The following is a 24,065-nucleotide window of genomic DNA, read 5'->3' as shown; positions in this document are numbered from 1 at the left end:
ATGCCGCACCCGGATCGCGGGGTCATCACGAGGAAGGACCACCGCACCCGTCGCCCTCGGGTGAACCGGCGCCGACCCCGGCCTTCCGCTTCCCAGCGCCACAACGCGACCTGCCCGTACGGCCGGACCCGCCACGGCCTGGGCGCGATCCCCATGCCCGCTCGGACCACACAAGATCGGCCGGCTTCCGGCCTGCCCACGAAAGAACGGTGATCATGGCCAGCGACCGCGCGACCATTGACCTGCGCCCGGTACGCGCCTTCCTGCAGGAGCTGGCGAAGAGGGATATGAGGCTGCACTCCCTCCTCGTGCACTGGCGCGGACGGACGATGCTCGACCTGTGGCAGTGGCCGCACGAACCGGATCTCAAGCACAAGCTTCACTCGGCCACCAAGAGCTTCACCGGCACGGCCGTCGGCTTCGCCGAGGCCGAAGGGCTGCTCGGGCTCGACGATCCCGTGGTGAGCTTCTTCGACGGGCGGCTGCCCGCCGTACCGAGCGAGAATCTGAGCCGGATGCGAGTCCGGGACCTGTTGACCATGCGGACCGGGCACGGTCGCGGGCTGTCGGGCGCGACGACCCGCCTACGCCGGACCGGCTGGATCGAGGAGTTCCTCGAGGAGCCGGTGGCCGAGCTGCCGGGCCGCCGTTTCATGTACAGCAGCACGACGAGCCATGTGCTCTCGGCGATCGTGCAGCGCGTGTCCGGTCAGCCCGTCGACGAGTATCTGCGCCCGCGCCTGTTCGAGCCGCTGGGCATCACGGACTTCGACTGGGAGCGGGATCCCGAAGGCGTGGCCAGCGGCGGCAACGGCCTGTCGATGCGGCCCCGCGATCTGCTCTCCTTCGGCGTCCTCTACCTCCAGGACGGCGTGTGGCAGGGGCGGCGGATCCTTCCGAACGGGTGGCCGCAGAAAGCGTCCACCCCGCATGTCCGCAGTGCCCTCAGCGGTGCGTGGAACGGTCAGGAACTCGTGCCCCCCGCTCCGGACGCCGTCGCGGACTCCGGATACGGCTACCAGTTCTGGACGACCGAGGACGGGATCTACAACGCCTCCGGCATCTTCGGCCAGGAGTGCATGATCTTCCCCGAGCAGGACGGCGTCGTCGTCGTCACCGGCGCCATGGGGGACGACACCTATCACGACCTTCCGAAGATGATCCGGGAGACGTTCCGTGACGCCTTCGACGGCACAGCACGGGACCAGGTGTCCGAGGCGGACGAGGATGACGAGGTCAGCCAATGGGTGCTGCGCGTCCGTGAACCTGAGCCGCTGCGTGCCTCGGCGTGCCGTTCCGGCTTCCGGGAAGCCTACGACTTCGAACCCAACGAACACGGCCTGCGTTCGCTGTCGGTCGACGTGCAGGCCGATTCCGTGCTGCTCGTCCTCGAGGACGAGCGCGGCCGCCATCCGATCGAACACGGAATCGGCGACTGGGTGCGGCAGCGCACCGGCGTGAGCGTGTGGCGGCTCCATCACTCCTATCAGGACGCCTGCGCTCCCATCCTGGCCGCCGCCCAATGGGCCGCCCGGCCCGGCCACGACGCCGTGGGAGACGTCCTGTGCCTGACGTGGCACTTCCTCGAAGCGCCGTTCATCGACCGGCTCGTGCTCCGCTTCGACGTGGACGGCGTCACCGTGGAGCACGAGGTCAACGTCAATTCCGGCCCGACCGCACTTCCGGCCGTCCGCGGGATCCGGCGGACGAGCCGGTGACGGTGTCCTCCTGATCTCGCGGGCTGCCAGGCGGCTTGTGTCAGGCTCGCCCGGTTCGTAGCTCGGACAGGGACCGGTGGAGCCCGTCGATGAACAGATCGACGTGGCCCGGCTGCCACACCAGGGGCGGACGTATCTTCAGCACGTCACCACGCGGGCCGGTCAAGCCCGCGAGTACGCCGTGCGTGACCAGCTGTTCGAGCAGGGAACGCGCCACCTCCCTGGAGGTGGCCCCGCCGGCGGGCAGCACGTCGACGCCGGTGAGGAGCCCGGTGCCCCGAACCTCGCCGAGCAGCGGCTCATCGGCGGCGAGGTCGCGCAGCCGCCGATGCATCCGTGCTCCGACCTCGACCGCCTGCTCGGGCAAGCCGGTCAGCTGGAGTACGTCGAGAACGGCGTGGCCCGCCGCCGCAGCGGCGGGCGTCGCGGCGAAGGTGGAGAAGTACTCGTACCGCCTGGCGAGCGCGTCGGCGATCTCCCGTCTGGTGATGACCGCGCCGATCGGGTAGCCGGCTCCCATCGGTTTGCCCAGGGTCACGATGTCCGGCGTGATACCGGCGAGCGCGAAGCGCCAAAGCTTCGGACCGCTCCGGCCGTATCCCGACTGCACCTCGTCCGCCAGGTACAGGGTGTCGGCTGCATGGGCGCCCTCGACGAGGCCGGCGGCGAACTCGTCAGGTACTCTCCGTAGTCGTCGCCGCCCACTTTGCGCAGCACCGATGTCAGGGTGGCGGCGAGGTCGCAGACGGCAGCCGTGTGATGCATGTCGCCGAAGTCGATGACGGCGCTGACCGTGTCCGACTCGGCCAGCACGTTGGTGAGGGTGACGTCGGCGTGCTGGACACCGGATGGAAGCGTGCCGGCCGCCTCCAATGCCGGGGTCACCCGGGCAGCGAGCTTCTGCAACGGCCCGGCTTCGATGCCTGAATCGGCCAACACGCTGGGCATCCGCCTGATATCCCACATCAGGGTCCGGCCCGCCGCCGGGTGGAAGAAACCCTGCAGGGCGACGGACATGCGCGCCGCGGTAGCACCGATCTGCTCGGCGAGCCCGATGTCGAGCGGCCTGTTCTCGACCGGGGTGCCGGGGAGGAACGTGATCAGCCTGGCCAAGCAGTCACGGCCGGCGTCGTCACGCAGGTGCACGATCGACCCGCCGGAAGGCGAGGCGACCGTCGCCGGGATCGGCAACCCTGGATCCGCGGCATATACGTGCGCGAGCCCCTTGACCTCCATGTCGACAACGTCCGCGCTCTCGGCGGGGTTGGAGACCTTCAGGACGAACCTGCCGTCGATGAGGACGTTGAGGTCGCGCTCGCTGTCGAGAGGACGCGGATCCGGGGTTTCCAGCTCCCAATGCTCGCGTACCACTTCCCGTAGATGGCCCAGCGAGAACATCGGGGCCGGCTCCGCGAAGACATCGGTGCCGGAGTCGTCCGGACCGGCCGTTCCAGTGGTCATGATGGCGGCATCCTTTCCGCGGCGGCTGTCAGGCTTGCCTGTCGCAGCCGCTCACCGTGTGAATCGCAATGTGCGCGGGGGGCTCCCCGCGGTCATCGTTGACCAACGATGACCGGGTTCCGTGCTCCTCGCGGCGATGACGGGCAGAGAGCGGTCCAGCGCGCTACTGTCCGCCTCTCGCTCGAAGTTCCTCCTTCCCCAGCGAATCTATAGCCTATAACCTCCGCACTCAGCACCACGGGCACCGGCGGGGCGGCCTCACCGAGCTGGTGCACCGTCCACCAGCCCGCCGCGCGTATCTCGGCCTCGCCCAGCGGGCCGAAGGTCGTCATGCTCACCACGTTCGACCTCGACGAGTCGCGCTTGCCGAGTGCGGCCCCATCGGCGGCCGGTTCGCCGGATCGAGCGCCGACACCGGCTCTCGCGCAGACCGAGCAGCCCGAGGCCCCCCCCGGGGAACTGCGCGTGCGGACGGCGGCCGCGAGGTGCGTCCTGACAGACAACGGTGCCTGCTATCGCTCCCGGACCTGGGGTGACGCGCTCGCCGCGACCGGCACGAAGCACAAGCGGACCCGGCCCTACACACCGCGGACGAATGGAAAGGTTGAACGCTATAACGGCACACTCACCATGGAATGGGCCTACGTGCGCGACTACACCTCCGAGCACGAACGCCGCGCCGCACTCGCTGACTTCGTGAACTACTACGACCACGAGCGGCCGCACGCCGCCCTGGGCGACCTGGCCGGCGGCCTGCCGACGAGCACAGCTACGGACTTTTGGTAGATCTTTCTACATAGTTCGCGTTGAATGACATTTCCGACAGTGCCTCTGACCTGGGCTTTACTCCAGACAGAGCCGTTGGTCACCCCTTTAGGGGCACTTGACCTGCGGAAACATCCGAGTACGCTCGCCCTACCCACAGGCTTCCGGTTTAGCCTCATCAGTCCTTCATCATCACTTTTGTCAGGGTCTGCATGGGTAAATCCGGTCTCGTCCGGGAGGTCTCACACTTCCATGCCGCCAGATATCCAGAAGTTCATCGACGCGGCCTACGTCTTGGCCTCGTGGTACCAGACCACCGGGGCAGAGTCCGGCGCCAACCGGCCCCAAGCACAGTCCGCCGGCCGAACCTCCACGGCAGAATCCGACACCCACGTCGCCCAGGAACAGCCGGGCCACCGGCCCACCGACGCTCAGAGCGACGCGCAGATCACCGACGACCGACCCGGCGACTGGTCGCCGCACGAGCAGTCCGGCAACCACGATGGTCAGCAGCGGTGGTCCGACTCCGATTCGGGCCGGCAACATTGGCGGGACACCGACACAGGCCAGCAGCGGTGGTCTGATGCAGACTCAAGCCAGCAGCAGCGGCCTGACCACCAGCGGCCGTTCCATCAGGACGACCCGACCGCTCCGCAGGCGCACGATGACCATGCGGACTCGCCGGTGGGTGGACCTCATGGTGGGCCGCGCACCGACACAGACGGCCGCCAGGACACTCACGAGAAGCACCAGAGCCCCCACGGGAAGGGCCAGGACTCTCAGGAGTTGGGCCAGGGCTCTCCAGAGAAGCCGACCAGCCCGTCGGGGCCCGACCGAGACGGCATCAGCCATCAGGACGGCTCTCACCATGAGGGTGCCGGCCCGTCACCCGTGGCGACCCGTCCTGCGCCAGAGCCGACCCATGCCTTGGACACACCGCCGTCCGAGAGCGCGCCGCCCTCCGACACACCCACGAGCACCCCCCGACCGACCTCCGACACACCAACAGCCACGCCCACCTCAACGTCAGGCGGGCCTGCCACCACGGCTACTCCGCAACCCACTTCGGACACACCGACCACCGCGACGCCGTCATCCACCCCGACCCCCACGACGTCGGAACCGGCATCGTCCACCCCCACACCCACCACGTCCGAGTCCCCGTCGGCCACCCCCACGGCCACATCCGAGTCACCTTCAGCCACCCCCACGGCATCCGACTCGCCATCGGCTACAGAAACCGCCACGGCGTCCGACTCGCCATCGCCTACGGACACCGCCACGGCGTCCGAGTCGTCCTCCCCCACGGACACCGCCACGGCGTCCGAGTCGTCCTCCCCCACGGACACCGCCACGACATCGGAGTCACCGTCTGCTTCGGCCACCACCGAAGCCGAACCGACCGCCACCTCCGCTGCAGCGGCGGCGGCCACTTCGTCCTCGCCCACGCCGACCCCCACGGCGCAGGCCGTAGGGGAGGAGGACATCGCTGCCACACCGACGGCGTCCAGCACCACGGCTTCGAGCGCCGTCCCCACACACCTCAACTCCGCAGTGTCCACCCAGCAGACGGGCTTCTCCACCCCGACGATGGTCACCTCGGCCGTTGTGGTCGTGGTGGCCCTGCTGGCCGTGCTCGCGGTGCTCGTAGCCAGGTCCCGCCGGACTCGCCTGGCCACCGCCGGATACGTCGAACCCATGCCCTCAACTCCGGCCCCCCGCCACGGCCCCGCCGAGCCTGACGGGGCCAACCCGTGGAGGCGGCAACTCCTCGAAGCCATCGAGTCCGCCGCCGCCCTCGGCGAACAGGACAGTGCCCCACCCGGCGCACCGTACGGGCCGGGCCACCCGCACCCCGGGACCGGTTCACCCGTGCATGGCTCCGGCACGGACCCTTATGGGACCGCCGCCTGGACTCCGCCCTTCGAGCCCTACATCCCGCCTGGACCCCTGGAGTCGCTCTTCGACTCCAAGCCACGCGATCCCGGCTTCCACCCCGCAGATGCCTCCCCGTTCGGTGGTTTCGTCCCGACCGAGAACGACCCCGACTCGGACTACCACGGACGTAGGCGGCTCGGCGAACACCCGGCCAGTGATGACGACGACACCATGCCGGGAAGCACTGGTCACTCCACTCCGTAGGCCTGCGGCCGAGGCGACCAGCCGGGACACCGCGTCCCGGCTGACTGTCCGGGACGGTTCGATCAGCGGGCCGACAGGTAGTCGAGGCCGGTTGAGGTGTCCTCGGTCTTACCAAGGAAGCCGCGGTCGGTGAACGGCAGATCATCGCCGCCGCGACGCTGCCCTCATCGCCCTGGTCGAGGACATCCCCGCGCCGGTCCTGGCTGAACATCCTCGGCCTGCACATCAACACCGCCGTTCGCTGGGCCGACATGCCAAACGGGACTGGAGCGCCTACCTCGCCGCCCGCAATGCTATGGTCCGGCCATGACTCAACAGCGATCAACGGGACCGACCGGCTTCCAGTAGTGCGCCAGGAAATACTGGCGGTGCTACTCAGGGAGCCTCATGTCCCGCACTGCTCATCACATCGATCGTCCGATTCTCGACGGGGGTTGCCTGAGGGGAACCCCATGGCGATCGGTGACGATAGTTGGTCTCCATTACAGTGCCAGGTGCCTGCGACAGGCACAGCGAGCCGGTCACCGGCCACGCCCGATGTCCCTCCGCCACAAGGTCGATGTCTACTCCTGGGCCAGAGCTGATCCTCGAGACCGGTCGGTATCAGAGTGGGCCGACATCGAGGAGCGCCAGGCCCGCCAGCGCCTGCGTCTCAGGCTCGCAGCCATCCGGCAGAGGGCCAACGCCACAACCGATGGCCGTCTCGCCGTCGAGGCTATCGATGATCTCGAAGTCCACCCCACACGACACCGTCGCAGCGCCATCTGGCAGTACTGAATACCGCACAATCTGCCGATCCCGATGACCCGTTGCCGCCCGTAAGCGCGTGGGACCGTCGTGACGTCGAAGGCTTTGACGCCCTTCTCGTCGAACTCGAAGGCCCCCTTCCGCTCCTGGGCCTGCCTCTCCTCGGTGCCGTTCACGAAGGTCGTTGTTTCGGCGAAGCGCACGCCATGCCTGGGCGTCAGCTTGGCTTCCAGCGCTCGGACGGGGCCCTTGGACGCACACATAGGGCCCCGACTGCGAGTGCAGGCACATCGGAGTCGACAGCGCCGACCCCTCTACATCCGTGTCAATTCACGGCATTCGGAGGTGGTGGATCAGTGCAGCGTTCGGCGTCGCGCACGGTCGGCCCGAATCTATCCCGCACCTGCTGATCGGTCATATCGGGATCGCCGGGTGCCCTCTCCAGATACTCATCGATGACTTCGTGGCGCAGATCAGCGAGCCAGTCGTTGCTCTCGACGTATTTGCCGATTGCGTCGACCAGGCGCTGGCACGCCTGGCTGTCCTTCTTGTTCAGCACTATTGATATGTGCTGCTCTCTCCCCAAGCTAAGGTTGAGCACTCGATAGTAGGATTTTTGAGTCCCCTCGTCAATGCTGTCATTGTGGGTGGAGAATCCCATCAGGATGAGTCGGTCAGTGCTGTATGCATACGCTTCCCCGTTCTTGACCTTCTGGATGCACGCGGTCGGACTGGGAGCGGTGACGGAGTGGATTGAATAACCTTTTTGTTGCAGGTTGTCTATCGTCGCGTGCGCCGAGGTTTCCTCTACTGTGCATACGGTCTTTCCGGCAAGCTCGCTGACGTCGTTGAGTTCCTCGGCGTTAGCGAGGGTGAGCAGCCCGATATCGGTTCTGAGATAGGATCGGGCAAGTCGGAAGTGTGTTGCCCTGTCGTCGCTGTCGGAAATCATCCCCATCACAAGATGGACTTGTTCTTTTTCCAGCAGGCTCGCCCAGTTGTTCGTCCATATCTGGGTGGGTATTGATTTCTGGGCGCCTGCATGACTCAGTATCTTTTTCCGGGCGGACACCTCGAAACCGATATGGGTGCCGTTGACGTCCTCGAAAAAGCTCGGGTATGGCTTGACGCCGACCGCAACGATACCTTCGTTCAGGGGTGAGGGAAGCTGAGGCTTCGGAGGGCTACCCCCACAGGCAGCCAGCGCCGATAGAAGCGCCGCCTCGACTAGAAGTGCTGTCGCCAGAACACCAACTTTCATTCCAACCTCTGTCTACTGGTAAAACGCGACATCTCGCGTCTGGATGATGATCGAGCAATTCTGCGTCGCCTCCAGCTTCATGTACAGGGTGACGCTTTTCTTGCCCTCTGGCAGCTCGAATTCAGCGAAATCCCCGTTGTTGAAACTCTTGACACCTTGACTCGGTGGTTGGTCGTCCATCGTCACGGAGACACGGTTATTTGGACACGATCCTTGTTCCTGATCGGGATCTCTGTACGACACGGGAACACGCAGGCGTCCATATTCACCTTCAACGGCAACGACCGCCTGGGCCACGCCTCCCGGGGAGAGGCGGTCCGGACTCCAACTCACACCCAAGGCACGGCTGTTCTCCACGGCGATCGCCTGGACAAGCCCGTGGGCCGCCATCCCAACCGCAGCCGGGGTGGCAACCGTGAGGAGCACGACGATCAAGGTCAGCGAAGGCGGGGCCGGCATCGGCTTGCGGATGAGCACGAGCACCGCGGCGACCAGCGCAGCGAATCCGACAAAAAGGGCCACCGATCCCGAATCGAGCCAGCCAAGACTGGTTGCTGCACCGAGGAGCATCGCGATGAGATTAGTTGCTGCAACGACGAGAGCGTCTTCGCGGCTTACACCGTTGAGCCACTTACGGGCGTCCATGACAGAGATGCTATGTCTAGTTAGCCTGCAGCGCCGGGTAGAACAACTGATATGTCGGACCTAGACCGAACTCGGCACTATCCGCCTCTGCCTGACGGCGCTGGTGGGAACGGGTGGCGTGGCCGTCGGCTGCGCTACTGATCTTTAATTCGTGATGTCGAGTGAGTTGATGCTCGCGTTTATCAAGGTCAGGCCAGTTTCGGCGTTCGGCGTCGTCATCGGCGAGGTACTCGCCAAGGCCACAAAGAGGCTCCGGCCCGCCTGGACGTTCCATCTGTTGCAGTCGTGCTCCCCGCGCACGCGGCGATCACCGGGTGGGTCAAGGTCCTCAACCTGTTCGCCGACGAGAACACGATGCTTGGCATCAGACGGGCGGTCGATAGCCGATCGCTGACCATTGTCCACAGCGGCGGCACGAGATACGCCGACGGCGAGGTCCAGCGACCTCGACGAGCACCTGGTGGATCTGCCGCTGTTTCCACCTCACGCCTATGACGAACGGCGGAGAGCCTTCATGGAACTCGCGTTCACACCGGTCGGATACCCACTGGACGTCGACTGGTTCGAGGCCGCGCCCCACCGACGTGATCTGCGCGGTCCCTGGGCTAGATGTCAGTGTGGGTACGCTACCTGCGGATCCGAGCCGGCCTCGACGGTTCGCCCAGATCTGGGGCGGGCTGGGCATCTTCGCCTACCACCTCCACCGGATGACCGTGATCCGTCGCTGAGGCCGGGGGCGTGGCCCGGGTAGACAGGCCAGACCGACGACCGCCGCCAAGAAATCGAGACGCTCGACCGTCCGATAGCGCCGCTCCACCACCGCTTTTTCAGGGGCAAGTAGCTATGGCTAGGGTTGGACGGAGATCTCTGGAGGTGCGCGGCTTGGCGACGGCATTGGTGACGGCAGCGCGGGAACGCCTGCTCGAACGGCGTGGGTCGACAGGTGCCGGGCCGGGCGAGGCATGGCGGATGTGCCGCCGGCACTGGGCGCTCCTCGTGCTGCTCACCGCGGGCGCCACGCTGCGGATCGCCACGCATGCGGCCTACCAGCCCGCCCTGATCTACATCGACAGCATCCGCTACCTGGAGCTGACGAGAACCCTCGAGCCGGGTGGGTTGAACCCGCTGGGTTATCCGGTGCTCCTGCTGAGCTGGATCCTCCCATTCCGCGACCTCGCCCTGGTCGCCCTCGTGCAGCACGTGCTCGGCCTCGCCATGGGCGCGGGGATCTACGCGTTGCTGATCCGCTGGAACGTGCGCAGGTGGCTGGCGGCGGCGGCGTCCGCTCCGGTGCTGCTCGACGCCTATCAGCTGCAGATCGAGCACAACATCATGTCGGACACGCTGTTTCAGGCACTACTGCTCGGCGGCCTCGCAGCGCTGCTGTGGTCCCCCGGATCCCCCTCCCTGCCGGCGATATCGGCCAGTGGACTGCTGTTCGGCCTCGCGGTGACCGTCCGGTCTGTCGGCATGGCCCTCGTGGTCGTCGCGGTCTGCGCGGTCGTGCTCGTCTGGCGATCACCCCGGCGGCGCAGGATCGGCGTGCTCGCGCTCATCCTGGCGTGCTTCGCCGCGCCGCTGCTGCTCTACTCTTCCTGGTCGCTCTACTACGGGAAGGGCTTCCGGTTTTCCAGCGCGGTGTCGGGCACGTTATTGTACGCGCGGGTGGCCCCGATCGCCGACTGCGACGGGCTGCGCGCCGCGGGCGCGCCCGATCACGTCATCCGGCTCTGCCCGAGGGAACCGATCGCCGCGCGCCAAGGCCCCGACTATTATGCGCACGACCCCGGCTCGCCGTCGCACACCGTCGCGGCTCCCCGCTCGATGACCCGGCAGGAGGCGCTGTACGACTTTGGCGTCCACGTCATACTCAACCAGCCGCTCGATGTCGCGTACGCTGTCGCACACGATTTCGCGAAGGGCTTCGCACCGGTCCGGACGGCCGCCTCGACCGATGTTCCTCTCGAACGGTGGCGGTTCCAGGAGCGTTACCCGGCGTACAGCGGGCACGATCCGGCGCAGATCACGCGTGAGTACGGTGGGGAGCCGCCCGCCGCGGACGCGTCGTGGGCCCGCTTCCTCCGCGGCTATCAGGACTTCGGCTACATGCCAGGGCCGCTGTCGGCGGCGGGGATGATCGCCGGGCTGCTGGGAGCGGCGGGGCTGGGGAGGCGCCGTACGGCCGGGCCACCGGGCCTGCGGGCCGCCTGCCTGCTGCCCTCGATCGCCGGGATCGCCCTGCTGACGATGTCGGCCGCGTCCATGTTCTCCTGGCGGTACCAGCTCCCGGCTCTCGTTCTCTTCCCTCTGGCGGGCGCGCTCGGAGTAACGGCCCTCATCGGGAAGCCGGAATCCCCGGACCAACGGCATCTGCGATCATCGCCCCGATGAGCGCGGCGTGGTCGTCAGCGGGGGCCGTGAGGGCCGGGGCCGTCGCGGACAGCAGCGCGCAGACGTTGATCAACGCGATGGCGAACGTCCGGCGCTTCTTCGGGATCGGGGCCGGGATCGGGGCAGGGATCGGGGCCGGGATCGGGATCGGGGCCGGTCTGTTCTTGACGCTGGCATCACCCAGCCTCCGGCCTCGGCGGGGACTGCTCGATGGCGGCCGGGCGTTGTTGTGCCGCACGGATCCGCGAGACGTCCAGCTTGCTCGTACGGTCGAAGCGGTAAATGCCGTTCTGCTCCTGGAAGACGTCGGTGAGCTGCGTGTAGCAGTAGCCGAACATCCGGGGGTCGTCCAGCAGGACGGCGGTCAGCCCGGCGAACCGCTGCTGGAGCTCTTCCTCGCTCGTGGGCCGTTCACCGTATCCCCAGGAGCTCTCCCCCGGGCGCGCGTCGGGGTTCCACCAGATGCCGCCGAACTCGCTGCAGAAGTACGGCTGCCCCTGGTACGGCACCGACCACGCCGTGCCGTCGGGATCGGCGTTGACGAAGGGCGTCCCGTCGGCCAGGCCCGCCATCAGCTTGCCGAACACCTCGGGATCCTGCTCGTAGCAGTGCGAGTCGTAGACGTCGGCGCCGGGGACGCGGTGCGCGTAGCCGGACGCGTCGACAACCGGGCGGGTGCGGTCGGCCGCTTTCGTGGCCAGGTACATGCCCCGGGTGACGTCGTCGAGCACGGTGATCTCGTCGTGCAGCCGCTGCCAGGTCTCGTTGAGCGGGCACCAGCCGACGATGCTCGGATGGGAGTAGTCGCGCTCGACCGCCTCCAGCCACTGGGTCAGGAACGACGCGGTCGGCTGCTGGTTGTTCCCGGCAGGCCCGCCGGCATTGGCTCCCCAGTCTCCGAACTCGCCCCAAACCAGGAAGCCTGCCCGGTCGGCGTGGTACAGATACCGCTCCTCGAACACCTTCTGGTGCAGCCGGGCGCCGTTGAACCCCGCCGCCATGGCCAGCTCGATGTCGCGGCGCAGGGCCTCGTCCGTGGGCGCGGTCATGAGGCCGTCGGGATGGTAGCCCTGGTCGAGCACGAGCCGCTGGAAGCGCACCGCGCCGTTGAGCAGGACGGCGTGTCCGTCGATGGCCACCGAGCGCAGCCCCGCGTAGCTCGCGGCGCTGTCGGTCACGGCGCCGTCGCCGTCAAGCAGGTCGATGCGCAGATCGTACAAGTGCGGATCCTCGGGGCTCCACAGCCGCACCCGGTCGTCCGGCAGCGGCAACCACACCTCGGCGGCCAGGTCTAGGTCGGCGCGCGCCTGTGCCTGTGTGACGGCACCGGACTGGTCCGACACCGTCACCCGGACCCGGTGCCCGGCGCGGTTGGCCGACACCGGCACGGTGACCCGCAACGCGGACGCCGCGACGTTCGGCGTGATACGCGGCCGGCCGAGGTGTACGTCGGGCACAGGCTCGCACCACACGGTCTGCCAGATGCCAGTGGTGCGCCCGTAGAGTGGGCCGGTGCCGCGGAAGGTGACCGCCTGCTTGCCACGCGCCTGGGGTCCGGTGCGGGGGTCGCGGGCGCGTATGACCACGGTGTACGTGTGCGCCGGGTCGGCCGCGGCGGCCAGGTCACAGGAGAACGGGGTGAATCCGCCCCGGTGCCGGCAGGCTTCGACGCCGTCCACCCACACCGTGGCGTCGTGGTCCACCGCCTGGAAGTGCAGCAGCACCCGCTGCCCCGCCCACTCTTCCGGCACCCGGACGGTACGGCGGTACCAGACGGCCGGATGGAAGTCGGGGTCGTCGACGCCGGACAGAGGTGCCTCCGGGCAGAACGGCACGACGATCTCGCCGTTCAGGTCCCGGTCGAGCAGTCCTCGCTCCAGCCCGGAGTCACCGGGATCCCTCTCGAACTGCCAGGTTCCGTTCAGACACTGCCATGCGGTGCGGGTGAACTGCGGTCGCGGGTACTCCGGGCGGGGGACGGCGGAGCTCTGAGGCATGGTGCTCACCTTCTTGACGGGTTCCCTCACCAGTTCCCCATCCGTGGCTGGCTGCGATCTTCGGTGGCGACCAGGACGTCGAGCAGCAACTCCTGCAGCTCGGCCCGGACCGCCGCATGAGCCGGGTCGTCCCACAGGTTGTCCAGCTCCATCGGGTCGGTCTCCAGGTCGTACAGCTCGCCGGAGCGCGTCCGGGTCGTGGACGGCGCACCGTGGTAGACGACGATCTTCCGGCGGTCGTGCCTGAGCATCGTGGTGTGCACGGGCTCCTCGTACGGGTGGCCGCTGTTGCGGTACTCGCACAGCGCCCAGCCCCTGACCGGCGCGTCCTGCTCGCCGCGGGCCAGCGGCAGGAGGTTCAGCCCTTGCCCGCCAGGGAGGGGCGGTGCGCCCGTTGCGGCGAGAAACGTGGTGGCCAGGTCGATCCACTGGACGAGCTCGGCCCGCCGCTCACCGGCGGGCAGCCCGGCCGGCCAGCGCATGACGAGTGGGACCCGGACGGCGCACTCGTACATCATCGGGCCCTTCAGCATGAGCTGATGATCGCCGAGCATCTCGCCGTGGTCGCTGGTGAAGACGACCAGCGTGTCCTCGGCCAGGCCCGTCTCGTCGAGAGCGGCGAGAATCCGGCCGACCTCGTCGTCGACGAGACTCACCATCGCGTAATAGTGGACTTTGACGTCGTAGAGCTCGGATTCCGTGTACTCCGTGTAGCCGCGGGCGTGGCCGGCATAGGAGCGGTGCGAGGCCTCGGTCAGCACGGGCGGCTTGCCGGCGAGCTCCTGGTCGCGGGTGACCGGACGCCGCAGGGCCTTGCCGCGGTAACGGTCGACGTACTCCTTCGGCGCGCCGAAGGCGTGGTGCGGGTCGAAGAAATTGGCCACGAAGAGGAACGGCTTGTCCGCGTCGCGTGAGTGCCGCAGGTAGTCGATGGTCTCGTTGCCGATCCACCGGCTGTAGTGGAACTCCGTCGGGAGCATGTCGAAGCCGACCCCGGGGCCGGCCTGGGCGGCGGACTCGTACAGGTCCGGCCGCACGGCCCGCAGCCACCGGTGGTAGGCGTTCTCGGACGACCCGGGGTAAGGGTCGTGTGCCCACCGGAACACGCGGAAGCCGTCGTCGAGCCGCGGTTCGAGACGGCCGCCGGAGCACGCCCCGCCGACGTGGAACTTCCCGGCCAGGCCGCAGTCGTAGCCGTGGTCGGCCAGGGTGCGCGAGAACAGGTGCTCGTGCGAGGGCAGCCCGACGCCGTTCGCCCAGGCGCCATGCGCGTGAACGTAGCGGCCCGACATCAGGCTGGCGCGGGAGGGGCCACAGACCGGGCTCTGTACGTAGCAGTTCTCGAAGAGCACGCCCTGCTCTGCCAGCCTGTCGAGGTTGGGCGTGTCGATCTCGTCGTTGCCGTAGGCGCCCAGCGCGTCGAAGCGTTGCTGGTCGGTGCAGATGAGCAGGATGTTCGGTTGGTTCATTTCTCTCATTCGAGGTAAGGGCGTGTCAGGACTTCACGGCCCCGGCGACGCCTTCGACGAAGTGGCGCTGGAGCGCGAGGAAGACGAGGAGCAGCGGGATCAGGGAGATGGTGCCAGCCGCGGCGAGGCCGGACCAGTCGGTGGAGTTGGTGCCGCGGAAGGCGAGCATGCCCACCGAGAGCGTGCGCAGGTCCGGGCGGCTGAAGGTGAACACCAGCGGCAGCAAGAAGTTGTTCCAGGCCGCCAGGAAGGTCATGACGCTCACCGTCGCGGTGACCGGGCCGGCGAGTGGCAGCACGACGCGGAAGAACGTCCGCAGGAAGCCCGCGCCGTCCATGATCGCCGCTTCTTCGAGCTCGCGCGGGATGCGGTGGAAATAGCCGGCGTAGAGCAGGACGGCGGCGACGTGGCCGCCGCCCGCGAGAGCGAGGATGATGCCTGTGCGCGAGTTCAGCAGTCCCAGGAGGTCGCTGAGCTCGACCACCGGGATGATGGTGAGGCCGCCCGGTGCGAACAGCGTCGCGACCAGCACGGCGACGACCGCGCGCTTGCCGATGAAGCTCCGGCGGGCGATGACATAGCCGGCCAGGGCGCAGCGCAGGACGACCAGCACCACCGTTCCCAGGGTGACGACCACGCTGTTCAAGGTGTACAGCCCGAAGTCGGCGTCTCGCCAGGCACGCACGTAGTTCTCGAAGTGCAACGATTCGGGGATCAGGCCGAGCCCTCCGGAGAAGACTCCCAGCGAATCCTTCAGGGAGGCCGAGACGATCCACAGCAATGGATAGATCCACACCAGGCAGATGACGGCGAGCACGATCACCTGTGTCCAGATCCCGAGACGGCGGCGGTTGACGGCAGCGCTCATGAGCCGCTCCTGGCGCGGTTGGCGTAACGGATGCCGATGGCCTGGATCCCGGCGAAGGCGAGCGTGAGGAGCCCGAACAGCACGCCGAGTGCCGCTCCGTATCCGAGCCGGGGCGTGGAGTTGGCGAAGGCCTGCTGGTAGATGTAGACCTCGGTGGTGAGGGTGGAGAAGAACGGCCCTCCGTTGGTCATCGTCAGGACCAGGTCGAAGATCTGCATGGTCTCGATGGCCGTGAGGAGGGCGATGATGATCAGGAAGGGCTTGAGCATCGGTAGCGTCACGTGGCGCAGCGACGCCCAGCCGCCTGCGCCGTCCGTCCTGGCGGCCTCGTACACCGTGACGGGGATGGTCTGGAGCGCGGCGAGCCAGTAGACGAGGGTGATGCCGAACCACTTCCACATGTGCACGCCCATCACCGTCCACAGGGAGGATGCGGGGTCCCCCAGGAAGTCGACCGGCTGGTCGACGATCCCGAGGTCGAGCAGCAGCTGGTTCACCGGGCCGCCGGCGGGGTCGAAGATGAACCCCATGACCACACCGATGATCGCCGTCGTCGTCACCACGGGGACGAACAACGCGGTCCTGAACAGCTTGGCGAGGGGTAGCCGCGGGTTGTTCAGGACGAGCGCGACCAGCAGGCTCAGCCCGACCCGCAGAGGTACGGTCACCGCGATGATCACCAGCGTGATCCCGAACGACTTCCAGAACAGCGGGTCGCCGAACGCCTCCCGGTAGTTGGCCAGGCCGATGAAGGGCCGCTCGGCACCCAGCCCGTTCCAGTCGAGCAGGGAGTAGTACAGGCTGGAGATGATCGGCCAGACCGTGTACATGCCGAACAGCACCAGGGTGGGCAGCAGGAAGGCGTATGACCACCGCTCCGACCAGATCCTGGCGGCGAGCCCTCGGCGACGGGCCGGGACGGCCGGGCCGCTCACCGTCGCCGCGCCCTCCCGCGTCACGCTGCTCATCACTGCTGGTACATCTCCGCCGTGTAGTCCTCGCCGGGCTGCCAGTTCGGGAACTTCCAGTCGTCCAGGCTCACCTTCACGCCCTTTCCTGACACGACCCGCGTGGCGCGCTCCCGCTCGGCGGCGAGCTTTCCTGTGTGTTCGCGCAACGTCTTCCCGATGTCGGTGATCTCACCGCTGAGGATGCCCTGCGTGATCTCGCCGAGCGTGGGCCTCGGCTGCTTCATCTCGCTGATCACCTGTGTGACGGCGGGGTTGCGGGCGACGGGGCTGGGCGCGAGCCGTACGGTCTGGCCGAACACCTCGACCGCGCGCTTGTACGTCGGGTGCACGTCCGCGGTCGACACGGCCTCCAGGTCGAAGGGCACCTGGTCCATGTACGTGGCCAGCGCCCTGTTGAACTCGGGGCCGGTGCACCTGGCGAGCAACTCCGAGGCCGCCTCCACGTGCTCGGACTGGCTGGACACGAACAGCTGGCCCTGGGCGGGAGCACCGTACAGGACCGGCTCGCCCTCCGGTGACGGGATGGGGCCGATCCCGACCTTGTCGATGAACTGCTTGAACTGCCCGTTGACGACGCCGATGTTCCACGACCCGTCGAAGAACATGCCCGCCACCCCGGTCGCCCACCTGGCCCGAGCGGTCCTGGCGTCCAGCGAGGTCGACGCGGGGAACACGACCTTGTCGCGCACCAGGGACAGCAGGAACTCCAACGCCTGGACGAACGGCTCGCCCGCGTAGGCGTACTCGCCGGTCCGCGGGTCCACCAGACCCATCTCGTTGGCCCCCGGGGTCATGGCCAGCGGGGCTCCGGCGGACATCGCCAGCTCGATCACGTGGCTCTGCATCCGCTCCTGGAACTGCAGGCCCTGGATCCAGCCGTGCGCCCGCCCGCCGCCGTCCTTGGTGATCCGCGCGGCGAGAGAGCGGAACTCGTCCCAGGTCGCCGGGCCGTTGTCCGGGTCGCCGCCGGCCTTCTCGACCAGCTCGCGGTTGAACCAGTTGAGCGTGGCGTACTGCCGGGCGCTGAAGACGGGGAAGGTGTAGAGCTTGCCGTCGAAGACGTGCAACCCCTCGAGCAGGCCGTCGGCGGGGAGCTTCGCGCGGATCGCGTCCTGGTCCGCCAGCGGCGAGAACCAGCCGCCCGCGACCAGAGCCGCCTCCGACGATCCGAGGCCGGCGACGGAGTGCACATCGGCGATCTGGTTGCTCTTGAACGCCAGCTGCAGCGCCTGGCCCATCTCACTCGGGTTGTACACCACGTGCTCCACCCGAACGCCCGGGTGGGCCTTGCCGTACTCGGCGAACATCTGCTCGTACAGCGGCTTCAGCGGCTGGAAGTGATCCCACCAGCGGATCACGTCGCCGCCGGCCGCCGTGGCGGCCTCCTGCTGCGAGGAACGGCTGCACCCGGCGACGCCGAGGACGCCCGCGAGAGCGGCGCCGGACAGCCCGAGGAATCGCCGACGGCCAAAAGTCGTCATGGGGGGGGTCCTCTCCTTCCCGCCGGGACTGATGCGCGGGAACTGAGACGAGGGACGATGGTCAAGGCTCCGAACCAGGTCCGAGAGGGCCCGATCCGAAGGCGAACGTTCGCCTATGCTGTGCCACCGCAGGTGACTCCGTCAACCCTTGCGAGTTATGGTGTTAACTCATGCGGCGGTGCCGCGCTGTTGATGCGAACGTTCGCCCTCCGGAGGTAACACCGTGGCCAGTGTCTCGCTCAGGGACGTCGCCGCGCGCGCCAACGTGAGCTTCCAGACGGTGAGCAAAGTGCTCAACGGCAAGGGCGCCGTCACCCCGGCCACCCGGCAGCGCATCATCGAGGCGGCCGAGGAGATCGGCTACATACCCAACGCGCTGGCCCGCAGCCTGCAGTCACGCAGTTCCCTGACCCTCGGAGTGATCACCGTCGACTTCAGCAACTCGACGCCGGCGCTGTCCCTCGTCGGCATCGAGCGCGAAGCACGGCAGCACGGCCTCAGCGTGATCCTCAGCAGCCTCGAGCCGGACGGCTCCGACTGCGTGCGTTACCTGCGCGTGCTGATGGAGCGCCGGGTCGACGGAATCATCATGAACGCCCCGGCAACCGAGGAGGACGAGGAGGTCGGGCGGCTGTTGCGTACCGGGCCTCCCGCCGTCAGCCTGCACGACATCGCCGGCGGCGGCGTCCCGACCGTCACCGTCGAATCCGAGGGCAGCGCGGCGCTCCCGGTCCGCCACCTGCTCGCGCTCGGCCATCGCCGGATCGCCACGGTGACCGGCCTCCAGCAGCGGCACAGCGCGCAGCAGCGCACCGCCGTCTACCGCGAGGTGCTGACCGAACTCGGCCTCTACGATCCGCTCCTCGTCGAGGACGGCGCGTGGGAGGTCGAGGGCGGGTACGCCGCCACGCACCGGCTGCTCGACCGAGCGCCCGACATCACCGCGATCTACGTGCAGAACGACCTCATGGCGGTCGGCGTGCTCAACGCGCTGCACGAGCGAGGGCGTAGCGTCCCCGATGACTGCTCGGTCGTCGGCTGTGACGACCATCCGGTCGCCGCCCGGACCATCCCGCCGCTGACGACTGTGCGCATGCCGTTCTTCGACGCCGGAGCGGCCGCCGTCCGCCTCCTCCTCGATCGCATCGCGTCCAGAAGCGCGTCGGCAGAGGATGTCCTCCCCGTCTCCATGGTCTACCGCGCTTCCACCGCCTCCCCACCGGCCGGATGATGATCTCCGGCCCTGGTCAGGACAGTGCGGCGATGATTTTGTCCTGGCTGATCGGCAGGTCGCGGATGCGGTGACCGATGGCGTGGTAGACGGCGTTGCCGATGGCCGCGGTGACCCCGGTCGCGGGCGTCTCGCCGAAGCCTCGGGCGCCGAGCGCCGGGCTGGACGGGTCGGGCTGGTCGATGAAGCTGACGTCGATGTCCGGCACGTCGGCGTTGACGGGGACGAGGTAGCCGGACAGGTTCGGGGTGACGATGCGGCCTAGGTGCGGGTCGACCAGGGTGTGCTCGCTGAGGGTGAACCCGATCGCCCAGATGGCGCCGCCGATCGCCTGGCTGCGGGCGGTGCGGTGGTTGAGGACCCGGCCGCAGTCGAACACCCCGACCACGCGGCGGACCCGGACCCGTCCCAGCACGGGGTCGACGTGCACCTCGACGAAGGTCGCGCCGACGGAGTAGCCCATGGGCGCGAAGACCGCCTCGCTGGTCACCTCGATGGGTCTGCCGTGGCGGCGCATCACCTGGCGGTAGCCGACCCGCCGCGAGGGCCGCTCGGTGTGGAACAGGTCTCCGTCGCCGACGCTGATCTGATCGGGGGCCACACCGTGCAGCGGGTTGTCCGGATCGGCCACGGCGAGCGCGATCACCTGGTCGCGGGCGGCGGTCGCGGCGCGGACGACCCCGCCGCCGACGCTCGGCACGGTCGCCGACGCCGCCGACGCGAACGCCGGCGGGTAGGCCGAGTCGCCGAGATCGAAGCGGACCTCACGCAGCCGCAGGCCGAGCACCTCGGCGCCGAGCTGGCGCATCACCGTGTACGTGCCGGTCCCGAGGTCCTGTGTGCCCGACCGGATCCGCGCGGTGCCGTCGACGCCGATCGTCACGGCGGCCGACGAGCCCGGTCTGCCACCCGCGGTGTGCGCGGCGGTCGCCATGCCCCAGCCGATCAGCCCGTCGCGGTCGCGCATGGAACCGGGCCGGGGGTCACGGCGCGACCAGCCGAAGCGCTCGGCTCCGCGCTCGTAGCATTCGCGCAGGTGGTTGCTGCCGTGCGCGACCTTGGTGTCCTGGTTGATCGCTGACCAGTTGCGCATCCTGAGCTCGACCGGGTCCAGGTCGAGCGCGTAGCCGAGCTCGTCGAGCGTGGACTCCAGTGCGTGACTGGTCGCGGTCTCCGGTGAACGGGCGAAGCTGCCCATCGGCAGGTCAAGTCGTACGGCCTGCTGCGTTGAGCGGACGTTCGGGCAGGCGTACAGGATCCGGGTCGGCTCCGAGCTGTTGAGCATCGCGTCCTCGGTGCGCGACACCTGCTGCGTGACCGTGTGCTGGATCGCGGTGAGCCGCCCGTCACGGGCGGCGCCCACGCGGAGCACCTGGTGCGTCTCGGCGCGGTGCCCGTTGGAGGTGTACGCGTGCGCCCGCGTCAGCACCAGCTTGACGGGCCGTCCAACCTGTCGCGCGACCGCCGCCGCGAGCACGGTGTGCGGCCATACCGGGCCTTTCGCCCCAAATCCGCCGCCCAGGTAGGGCGAGATGACGCGTACGTTCTCAGGGGAAAGTCCGAAAGCCTGTATGAGCGCGTTCTTGGTGTTGGAGATGGCCTGCGTGGACTCGTGCACGGTCAGCCGGTCGCCGTCCCAGGCCGCCACCGTGACCGACGGTTCGAGGGCGTTGTGGTGCTGCAGCGGAGTGGTGTACGTGGCCTCGGCCACGGTGTGCGCGGCGGCCAGACCGGCGGCGACGTCACCGCGTACATAGTCGTTGTGGCCGTCGTTGGTCTCCGGCGGCACGTACGCCTCACCCATGTCGTCGGCGAGCACCACCCGGGCAGGCTCCGCCTGGTAGGTGACGCCGACCAGACCGGACGCCTGCTGGGCCTGTTCCAGAGTCCCCGCCACCACGATCGCGACGGGCTGGCCCGCGTGCCGGATCTGGTCGTCCTGTACGGGCAGGAACCGCTTCAGGAACGCGATCTCCGGGCCGGGGAGGGCGATGCGGTCCAGGTTCTGGTGGGTGAAGACGCCCAGCACCCCTGGCGCGGTGGTCGCCTTGGAGGTGTCGATGGCCGTGACACGACCCCGCGCGATGGTGCTCATGACCAGGACCGCGTGGGTCACCCCGGCCACGTCGGCGTCCGCCGCGTACCGGGCCTCACCGGTGACCTTGGCGACGCCGTCCACTCGGCTGACCGGCCGGCCGACCTGGGACTCGGTCATCGGGCCCTCCCGAACTGGTTGAGGATGGTGGACAGGGCCCGTTTCACCAGTGGGACCTTGAAGGCGTTGTGCTCGCGTGGCTGGGCGTCGCGGACCAGGGCCGCGCCGGCGGCTTCGATCGTGGCGGCGTTCAGCTGGCGGCCGATCAACACCTGCTCGACCTCCGTGGAGCGCCAGGGGCGGGGTGCGATGCCGCCGAAGGCCAGGCGGGCTTCGCGGACCTCGTCGCCGCGGAGCCGGATCAGGGCGGCGACGGAGACGACGGCGAATTCGAAGGTGGCCCGGTCGCGTACTTTCAGGTATCGCGAGCCGGTGGCCAGGTCGGTGACGGGCACGTCGATGCCGGTGATGAGTTCGCCTGGGCGTAGGGCGGTCTCGAGGTGCGGGGTTTCTCCCGGGGGCAGGTAGAAGTCGGCCATGGGGATGCGGCGCGGGCCTTCGGCACTCAGGGTGTGCACGGTGGCGTCCAGAGCGGTGAGGGCGACGGCCAGGTCGGAGGGGTGGACGGCGATGCACTGGTCGCTGCCGCCGACGATGGCGTGCCAGCGGTTCTGGCCGTTGATGGCCGAACAGCCGCTGCCGGGCCGCCGTTTGTTGCAGGGCATGGTGGCGTCTCGGAAGTACCAGCATCGGGTACGTTGCAGCAGGTTGCCGCCGAGTGAGGCCATGTTGCGCACCTGTGGTGAGGCGCTGGCGAGCAGCGCCTGTGACAGGACCGGCAGCCGGCGGCGTACGGTCCGGTGCAGGGCCACGTCGCTCATCCGGCTCATCGCCCCGAGCCGGATGAGCCCGCCGCTCTCCCGTACGTCGGCCAGCGGCAGCGCGTTGATGTCGATCAGGCGGTCGTAGTGCTCGACGCCGTCCTTCAGCAGGTTGAGCAGGTCGGTGCCCCCGGCGATGTAGCCCACCTGGGGGTCCGCGGCGCGGCGGACCGCGCTCTCGGGCCGGTCGGCGCGGGTGTAGGCGAACGCGTCCATCAGGTCATGTCCTTCGCGGCTTGGCGGACGGAGGCGACGATGTTGGGGTAGCAGCTGCAGCGGCAGATGTTGCCGCTCATCCATTCGCGGATCTCGTCGTCGGATCCGGTGTGTCCCTCGTTGATGCAGGCGACCGCGGACATGATCTGGCCCGGAGTGCAAAAACCGCACTGGAACCCATCATTTCGGATGAAGGCCGCTTGTACCGGATGCAGGTCGTCGCCGCGGGCCAGTCCCTCCACGGTGGTGATCTCGCGGCCCTGCTGCATGACGGCGAGGGTCATGCAGGACTTGATCCGCCGTCCGTCCACCAGGACGGTGCAGGCGCCGCATTCACCGCGGTCACAGCCCTTCTTGGTGCCGGTCAGGCCGATCCGCTCGCGCAGGGCGTCGAGCAGGGTCACGCGTGCTTCGAGCTCCTGCTCGTGCGTCACGCCGTTGACCTTCAGTGAGATCCGTGCCGCGTCCGTGACGGTGCTGACCGTCGCGGCCTGGCTCGGCAGGGCGTTCAGGGGGATCGCGGTCGCGGCGGCGACGGCGGCGCCCGTCTTGATGACGGTACGCCGGGTCAGGTCTTCATCGGACATGACGTTCACCTCACGAAGGGGTCGGGACGGGAGCGAGGTCGATGCGCAGGATGCGGTCGTCGCCGTCGCCGTCGCCGTCGCGGGAGGGGACCCTGCGCAGCGACGGTGTGCGCTTTCAGAGTCATTCCACCTGCTTCGGTGATAGCAGTGACAACACAGCAACCGTACCGCCGCCATGGTCACGCTGGCAACTGTTTGCCGTTAGCAGTGCTATCTCATGGGCGGCCGTCAGCCGTCACGCCGGGTGATTCGGTGTCACAGGTCCGATGCGGCGACGCGGTCCATCCACTCGGTCAGCAGGGTGCGCTCCGCGGAGGAGAGCGGGGCCAACTGGGGTGCGACCGCGCGTAGCGCCACCGCGATGCCGGTCGGACCGTCCCCGGCGGCGGTGGATTCGCCGGTGGTGATCGCGGCGATGATCGCCTCGCGGGCCATGATGGACAGCGCCGGGTCGCGCCGCTCCTCCGGCAGCGAGATGAGCGTCAAGGTCATGCCGCGCCCCGTGGCGTGGATCAGGTGCGCGGCTCGCTCCTCGCTGACCCGCAGCCGGCCCGCCTCGGCGATCCGCTTGACCCTCGCGGCCAGCACGGCGGCGGCACGCCGCGCGGCCGGCGGTTCTGTGCCCGGCCGGACATCGCCGAAGATCAGCGCATAGCAGGCCGGGTTGGTGACGCCGAAATTCACATGCAGGTCCCAGCCGTGCCGCAGGTCCTCGACCGGGTCGTCGGTCTCGGCCAGGGCCGTCTTGCCGGCCAGGTAGCTCTCGAATCCATGGCTGGCGACCGCGTCGAGGAGACCGTGCTTGTCGCCGAAGAGCCGATAGAGCGTCGGCGACTGCACTCCCGCCGCAGCACAGACCGCCCGGGTCGACACCGCGTCGCGTCCGCCCTGGGCAAGCAGGTCGGAGGCCGCCTTGATGATCCGCTCACGCGTGAGATCTCGCTCCACGATAACAACGGTAACCGCAACGGTACATCACTGCCAGCAGCATTCCTCGGACTTCACGCGATGCGCTCGTGCTCCCCGGCCAGCCGCTCCAAGGTCGGAGCGAGCGAGGGATGCTGCTCGGCCAGGCCGGGGAACATGTAGCCGGCCCAGCCAGGGTCGCCTTCCACCGCGCGGGCGAACGCCGCGTCACT

The 24,065-nt window shown here is 68.4% G+C and carries 20 protein-coding genes and 1 pseudogene; 5 read left to right on the top strand and 16 right to left on the bottom strand.

Annotated features, from left to right (window positions below; all coding sequences use genetic code 11):
• Positions 1-215: 215 nt before the first annotated feature.
• Positions 216-1,718 (top strand): serine hydrolase domain-containing protein, encoded by a 1,503-nt coding sequence (locus ITP53_RS00575; protein WP_195893253.1) that lies wholly within the window; start codon positions 216-218, stop codon positions 1,716-1,718.
• Positions 1,719-1,758: 40 nt separating this feature from the next.
• Here the strand turns inward: ITP53_RS00575 and ITP53_RS00570 are convergent, their stop codons facing one another.
• A complete protein-coding gene (locus tag ITP53_RS00570) occupies positions 1,759-2,340 on the bottom strand; it encodes an aminotransferase class III-fold pyridoxal phosphate-dependent enzyme (protein WP_236050217.1) in 582 nt (193 codons plus the stop codon).
• Positions 2,253-3,179: a phosphotransferase gene (locus ITP53_RS00565; protein WP_195893252.1), complete on the bottom strand. Its 927-nt coding sequence runs from the start codon at positions 3,177-3,179 to the stop codon at positions 2,253-2,255. Before ITP53_RS00565 ends, ITP53_RS00570 begins: the two co-directional genes overlap by 88 nt.
• Before the next feature lie 489 nt (positions 3,180-3,668).
• Here ITP53_RS00565 and ITP53_RS00560 point away from each other — a divergent pair.
• Positions 3,669-3,965, top strand: a pseudogene (locus ITP53_RS00560) (integrase core domain-containing protein); the annotation flags it as partial.
• Between the two features lie 570 nt (positions 3,966-4,535).
• Here ITP53_RS00560 and ITP53_RS00555 read toward each other — a convergent pair.
• Together ITP53_RS00555 and ITP53_RS00550 are read right to left on the bottom strand one after the other, a co-directional pair.
• Positions 4,536-4,685, bottom strand: coding sequence for a hypothetical protein (locus ITP53_RS00555; protein WP_195893250.1), 150 nt, complete (start codon positions 4,683-4,685; stop codon positions 4,536-4,538).
• Between the two features lie 122 nt (positions 4,686-4,807).
• Positions 4,808-5,527, bottom strand: a complete 720-nt coding sequence (locus tag ITP53_RS00550; RefSeq protein WP_195893249.1) for a hypothetical protein — start codon at positions 5,525-5,527, stop codon at positions 4,808-4,810.
• On the opposite strand from ITP53_RS00550, the gene ITP53_RS00545 reads away from it, so the two are divergent.
• Positions 5,499-6,086 carry a hypothetical protein gene (locus ITP53_RS00545; RefSeq protein WP_195893248.1) on the top strand — a complete coding sequence of 196 codons (588 nt, stop codon included), beginning with the start codon at positions 5,499-5,501 and terminating at the stop codon, positions 6,084-6,086. The two genes, ITP53_RS00550 and ITP53_RS00545, sit on opposite strands and share 29 nt — an antisense overlap.
• 603 nt (positions 6,087-6,689) lie before the next feature.
• On the opposite strand, the gene ITP53_RS58890 is transcribed toward ITP53_RS00545, so the two are convergent.
• The 3 genes from ITP53_RS58890 to ITP53_RS00535 all read right to left on the bottom strand — a co-directional run bounded on the left by ITP53_RS58890 (position 6,690) and on the right by ITP53_RS00535 (position 8,739).
• The gene (locus ITP53_RS58890) at positions 6,690-6,824 is read right to left on the bottom strand and encodes a hypothetical protein (protein ID WP_268960861.1); all 135 of its coding nucleotides are present in this window, start codon (positions 6,822-6,824) and stop codon (positions 6,690-6,692) included.
• Between the two features lie 334 nt (positions 6,825-7,158).
• Entirely contained in the window at positions 7,159-8,094 is a 936-nt protein-coding gene (locus ITP53_RS00540; RefSeq protein ID WP_195893247.1) for a substrate-binding periplasmic protein, read from the bottom strand.
• A gap of 12 nt (positions 8,095-8,106) precedes the next feature.
• Positions 8,107-8,739 carry a hypothetical protein gene (locus ITP53_RS00535; RefSeq protein WP_195893246.1) on the bottom strand — a complete coding sequence of 211 codons (633 nt, stop codon included), beginning with the start codon at positions 8,737-8,739 and terminating at the stop codon, positions 8,107-8,109.
• 882 nt (positions 8,740-9,621) lie between these two features.
• On the opposite strand from ITP53_RS00535, the gene ITP53_RS00530 reads away from it, so the two are divergent.
• A complete protein-coding gene (locus tag ITP53_RS00530; protein ID WP_195893245.1) occupies positions 9,622-11,130 on the top strand; it encodes a hypothetical protein in 1,509 nt (502 codons plus the stop codon).
• A gap of 176 nt (positions 11,131-11,306) precedes the next feature.
• Here the strand turns inward: ITP53_RS00530 and ITP53_RS00525 are convergent, their stop codons facing one another.
• Genes ITP53_RS00525 through ITP53_RS00505 form a run of 5 tightly spaced genes read right to left on the bottom strand, consistent with a single transcriptional unit; the run spans position 11,307 to position 17,916 of the window.
• Complete coding sequence (locus ITP53_RS00525; RefSeq protein ID WP_195893244.1) at positions 11,307-13,127, bottom strand: glycoside hydrolase family 2 protein; 1,821 nt, start codon at positions 13,125-13,127, stop codon at positions 11,307-11,309.
• Positions 13,128-13,153: 26 nt separating this feature from the next.
• Positions 13,154-14,596, bottom strand: a complete 1,443-nt coding sequence (locus tag ITP53_RS00520; protein WP_195893243.1) for a sulfatase family protein — start codon at positions 14,594-14,596, stop codon at positions 13,154-13,156.
• A gap of 25 nt (positions 14,597-14,621) precedes the next feature.
• Entirely contained in the window at positions 14,622-15,464 is an 843-nt protein-coding gene (locus tag ITP53_RS00515; RefSeq protein ID WP_195893242.1) for a carbohydrate ABC transporter permease, read from the bottom strand.
• Positions 15,461-16,432, bottom strand: coding sequence for a carbohydrate ABC transporter permease (locus tag ITP53_RS00510; RefSeq protein ID WP_195893241.1), 972 nt, complete (start codon positions 16,430-16,432; stop codon positions 15,461-15,463). The genes ITP53_RS00515 and ITP53_RS00510 overlap by 4 nt, the downstream gene beginning before the upstream one ends.
• Positions 16,432-17,916, bottom strand: coding sequence for an ABC transporter substrate-binding protein (locus tag ITP53_RS00505; protein ID WP_195893240.1), 1,485 nt, complete (start codon positions 17,914-17,916; stop codon positions 16,432-16,434). Before ITP53_RS00505 ends, ITP53_RS00510 begins: the two co-directional genes overlap by 1 nt.
• 223 nt (positions 17,917-18,139) lie before the next feature.
• On the opposite strand from ITP53_RS00505, the gene ITP53_RS00500 reads away from it, so the two are divergent.
• Positions 18,140-19,147, top strand: coding sequence for a LacI family DNA-binding transcriptional regulator (locus ITP53_RS00500; protein ID WP_195893239.1), 1,008 nt, complete (start codon positions 18,140-18,142; stop codon positions 19,145-19,147).
• A 16-nt stretch (positions 19,148-19,163) separates the two neighbouring features.
• Here the strand turns inward: ITP53_RS00500 and ITP53_RS00495 are convergent, their stop codons facing one another.
• From ITP53_RS00495 to ITP53_RS00480, 4 genes are all read right to left on the bottom strand, one after another.
• Positions 19,164-21,362, bottom strand: a complete 2,199-nt coding sequence (locus tag ITP53_RS00495; protein WP_195893238.1) for a xanthine dehydrogenase family protein molybdopterin-binding subunit — start codon at positions 21,360-21,362, stop codon at positions 19,164-19,166.
• Complete coding sequence (locus tag ITP53_RS00490) at positions 21,359-22,339, bottom strand: FAD binding domain-containing protein (RefSeq protein WP_195893237.1); 981 nt, start codon at positions 22,337-22,339, stop codon at positions 21,359-21,361. The genes ITP53_RS00495 and ITP53_RS00490 overlap by 4 nt, the downstream gene beginning before the upstream one ends.
• Positions 22,339-22,926, bottom strand: a complete 588-nt coding sequence (locus tag ITP53_RS00485) for a (2Fe-2S)-binding protein (protein WP_195893236.1) — start codon at positions 22,924-22,926, stop codon at positions 22,339-22,341. The genes ITP53_RS00490 and ITP53_RS00485 overlap by 1 nt, the downstream gene beginning before the upstream one ends.
• Before the next feature lie 255 nt (positions 22,927-23,181).
• Positions 23,182-23,874: a TetR/AcrR family transcriptional regulator gene (locus ITP53_RS00480; protein ID WP_195893235.1), complete on the bottom strand. Its 693-nt coding sequence runs from the start codon at positions 23,872-23,874 to the stop codon at positions 23,182-23,184.
• Positions 23,875-24,065 lie beyond the last annotated feature (191 nt).

It is taken from the genome of Nonomuraea cypriaca, assembly GCF_015645445.1.
GTDB lineage: Bacteria > Actinomycetota > Actinomycetes > Streptosporangiales > Streptosporangiaceae > Nonomuraea > Nonomuraea cypriaca.
Note: the sequence above shows the minus strand (reverse complement) of the source record. Positions and strands in the feature narration are given on the sequence as shown.